Source organism: Luedemannella flava (assembly GCF_039528515.1).
In the GTDB taxonomy this organism is placed as follows: Bacteria; Actinomycetota; Actinomycetes; order Mycobacteriales; family Micromonosporaceae; genus Luedemannella; species Luedemannella flava.
Map to the genome: position 1 here is coordinate 1 of NZ_BAAALT010000025.1, position 3,638 is coordinate 3,638.

The 3,638-nt window shown below is 73.9% G+C and carries 4 protein-coding genes and 1 pseudogene; 2 read left to right on the top strand and 3 right to left on the bottom strand.

From position 1 onward, the window contains the following. Positions 1 to 268 (top strand): annotated as a pseudogene (locus tag ABD211_RS05555) (8-amino-7-oxononanoate synthase); the annotation flags it as partial. Further along, the gene (locus ABD211_RS05560) at positions 265 to 843 is read left to right on the top strand and encodes a P-loop nucleotide/nucleoside kinase family protein (protein ID WP_344126897.1); all 579 of its coding nucleotides are present in this window, start codon (positions 265 to 267) and stop codon (positions 841 to 843) included. The pseudogene ABD211_RS05555 and the gene ABD211_RS05560, both read left to right, overlap by 4 nt. Before the next feature lie 126 nt (positions 844 to 969). Here the strand turns inward: ABD211_RS05560 and ABD211_RS05565 are convergent, their stop codons facing one another. From ABD211_RS05565 to ABD211_RS05575, 3 genes are all read right to left on the bottom strand, one after another. Next, positions 970 to 1,743 carry a cellulose binding domain-containing protein gene (locus ABD211_RS05565; protein WP_344126899.1) on the bottom strand — a complete coding sequence of 258 codons (774 nt, stop codon included), beginning with the start codon at positions 1,741 to 1,743 and terminating at the stop codon, positions 970 to 972. A gap of 61 nt (positions 1,744 to 1,804) precedes the next feature. Next, positions 1,805 to 2,158, bottom strand: coding sequence for a hypothetical protein (locus ABD211_RS05570; RefSeq protein WP_344126902.1), 354 nt, complete (start codon positions 2,156 to 2,158; stop codon positions 1,805 to 1,807). Between the two features lie 86 nt (positions 2,159 to 2,244). Then, positions 2,245 to 3,453, bottom strand: a complete 1,209-nt coding sequence (locus tag ABD211_RS05575; RefSeq protein WP_425560355.1) for a cytochrome P450 — start codon at positions 3,451 to 3,453, stop codon at positions 2,245 to 2,247. Between the last annotated feature and the right edge of the window lie 185 nt (positions 3,454 to 3,638).

The following is a 3,638-nucleotide window of genomic DNA, read 5'->3' on the forward strand; positions in this document are numbered from 1 at the left end:
CCCGCGCCGCGACGGCGTCCGCGCGGCTGCGCGACGCGGGCCTGGACGTCACGGTCCCGGCCGCCGGCGTGATCTCGGTGACCGCCCCGTCCCCGCAGGCGGGGGGGGGGGGGGGGGGNCCTGCCGCGACCGGGGCGTGGCGGTCGGCTGCTTCCGTCCACCGTCCACCCCGGACAGTCGCGCCCGCCTGCGCCTCACCGTGAACGCGGGCCTGCGGGCCGACGACTTCACCCACGCCCTCGACGTCGTCGTGGCGAGCGCGCCGTGAACGGGGCGACGCTCTACCTGGTGTTCGGGTTGCCCGGGGCCGGCAAGACGACCCGCGCCCGGCAGATCGTCGAGGGCGCGAAGGCGGTGCACCTCAGTCCGGACGACTGGATCGTCGGGCTCGGCATCAGCCTCGTGGACTACGAGTTCCGGTTCAAGCTCCAGGACTGCATGCTGGTGCACGGGGGGAGCATTTTGCGCGCCGGCGCGAGCGTCGTCGTCGAGTTCGGCTCCTGGTCGCGTGCGGAACGCGAGAGCATCCGGCAGGTCGCGGTGCGCGAGGGAGCGACGACGGAGCTGCACTTCCTCGACGCTCCGCTCGACGAGCTCGTGCGGCGGGTCCGGGCGCGGGGCGGTCCGGACGCCGAGGCGCTCGCCACCGACGTGTTGCTCGGCTCCGCCGACCAGTTCGAGCGCCCGTCCCCCGACGAGATCGCCCTGTTCGATCGGTACGTCGCGCCCGACGACCCGTGGCACCCCGCTATCGACCTGCTTAGAGATCGTCGGGGAGCAACCGGAACGCCTGATGTCCGGTCAACGGGGCGAGCGCCCGGAGGTCCGTCCCGTCAAGGGTGAGGACATCCGCAGCATCGCGCGCGGCTTCGTGGATCTCGTCGGCGCTCACCGGCCGACCGTAGTCTGTCAGCACCGGACCGTCCCCGCGGACCTGGCACCGGCCGGCGGGGACGGGTCCAGCGGGTTCTAGACAACCTTCGCGGCGAGCACCTCCAGCGGGTAGCCCTGCTGGCAGTACGAGGCGGCGTCGTGGCGGACGCGGCCGATGACCTGCACCCGGGCGCCGGGCACGAGGATCGTGCGGTCGCCGCCGATGAGCAGCCACTGGGACGTGACCGGCGGCAGTTGGCCCGAGACCGGGTTCAGGACGAGGCAGCCGCTCTCGACCCCGGCCTCGACGATGCCGGTCACCGATACGGTCGGGATCGGCGCGGTCGAGAGCGCCGCGCTCGTCGGAGCGGGGCTGGACGGTGCCGGGCTGGACGGTGCCGGGCTGGACGGGGCAGGGCTGGCGGTCGCCGTCGTGCGGGTGGCGGTCGGCAGCGGGCCGGTGGAGCACGGGACGCCGTTGATGGTGAAGTTGGTCGGCGCGGGGTTGGACGTCGTCCACGAGCCGAGGAACCCGATCGTGAACGGCTTGTTGGTCTCGAGCACTCCCCACATCGACGTGGCGGTGACGTGCCGGCCGCTCTGGGTCCAGGTCATCGACCAGCCCTGGGTGACCCGCTGGCCGGGGTGGACGAAGTCGAAGCCCAGCGTCCAGTTCACCAGCGGCGGGCCGAAGTTGGTGATCGTGATGTTGGCCTGGAATCCGCCCTGGGTCCCCGTCCACCACTGGCTGGGCACCGTGTAGGTGATGTGGCAGCCGGTCGTGGCGGCCTCCGCGGTGGGCGCGGTGACGGCGGTGGCGAGCCCGGCGGCCATGAGCGCGGCCGCGATGAGCGCGATGGGACGTTTCACGCTTCCTCCCGTGAGATGGGCCAGGCCCGTCCCCGCGCAGCGGGGACGGGCCGTGGGGTCGTTACAGCGGTTTGGCGGAGATGACCTCCAGCGGGTAGCCCTGCATGCAGAAGGAGATGGCACCGGGCTTGAGCACGCCGGTCACCTGCACCCGCGCGCCGGGAACGAGGACCTTGCGGTCCCCGCCGATGAGCAGGTAGCCGCCGCCGGGCGGCGGGTAGCTGGTGAACGGGGTGAGCAGCAGGCAGCCCATTTCCACCCCGGCCGTCACGGTGCCGACGACGGTGATGGTGGGATATGGCGAGACCACGACGCCAGCGGCCGGGCTGGCGGCCTGGGCCGCGGGCGCGACCGCGAAGATGGCGCCGGCCGCGGCCATGAGCGTGGCCGCGATGAGAGCGACGGGACGTTTCACGCATCCTCCACAAGGGATCGACATGGTGATCGACGTATTCGGATGCGTTAAGGTTCGGGTGACCCCCGCCCGGGTGTCAAGGCCCGTTAGTCGCGGGTGACGATAAGGGCGTCGGGCATCCGGAACGAGAGGTTGCCGGGGGAGCTCGGCGCCCGCACCACACGCACCCCACACAGCAGCGGCGCGCACTCGGCCACCACCACGGCCGCCTCCATCCGCGACAGCTGCGCGCCGAGGCACCGGTGCGCGCCGGCGCCGAACGCCAGGTGCCGTCGCGCGCCCTTCTGCCCGGGGCAGAAGGCGTCGGGGGACCCGACGACGGTCCGGTCGCGCCCGGCGGCCGCCAGCCACAGCACGACACTCGCGCCGGCCGGCACGCGCACCCCGCCGAGCACGGTGTCGCGGGTCGCGACGCGCCGCCAGCTCACGATCGGCGGCTCGAACCGCAGCCCTTCCTCGACGACGTCCTCAATGGACACCTCGCCGGACAGCAGCCGCCCGGTCGCGCCCGGCTCGGCCGCCAGCCGGTGCAGCAGCAGCGTGAGGAACTGCGAGGTGGTCTCCTGGCCGGCCACCAGTAGGAAGAACAGGGCGCCCACGACCAGGTCCTCGACCCGGCCGCCGCGCGCCGCGGCGTACTCCCGCAGCTCGGCGACCATGCCCCCCGCGGTCGCCGCGGTGGCCCGTAGCACCTCGTGGTAGTGCCCCACGATGCCCGCGAGCCTGACCTGGCGGGCCTCGTCCAGCGGGGCCCAGAACAGCTCCAACGCGGCCCGGGAGAACTCCTTGACCAGGCCGACGTCCCCGGCCGGCAGCTCGATCATCCGGGCGAGTACCCGTAACGGCAGGTCGGCGGCCAGCTCGGCGTACAGGTCGACGGCTCCACCCGCGCGCAGCCGCGCGGCGATCCCGGCGACCCGGCGGCGCACCGTGCCGGTGAGCCAGGCCCGCTGCTCCTCGACGCGGGCCGGGTGCAGGGCCGCCCCGACGATCGCGCGGATCTCGGGATGGCTCGCCGACCCGTTGTTGGCCAGGGTCGGCGGCAGGCGGAAGCCGTGCCCGGTCAGCACGCGCAGCGCGGTCACCGGGATGGGTGTGACCGCGTCGAGCGCGTTGTCGGGGGCATAGGTCCGCGGGTCGGCGAGAACCGCCCGGACGGCCGCGTGACCGGCGACCAGGACGTGACCGTCGACCACCGTCACCCCGGGGCGGGGCCCGGCCGGCACCTCCCACAGGCGGAACAGGGCGCCGCCCGCCTCAGGGGCGTCCCTGACGGCGGTCGACGACGTGTGCACGCACCGAACGTTAGCTGCCTGTCGGCAGCGGGTGTGCGACGGGCATGCCGCCGGGCGGCGTGCCGATGTCGCGGTAGCGGGCGTCCATGCCGTCCATCGTGGGCTCGAGGTCCTCGTCCTCGTCCTCCTCGGCGGCCGGGACCGGACGCTGGGCGGGCGCGCCGCGCCCGGCCGCCTGCTCCTCC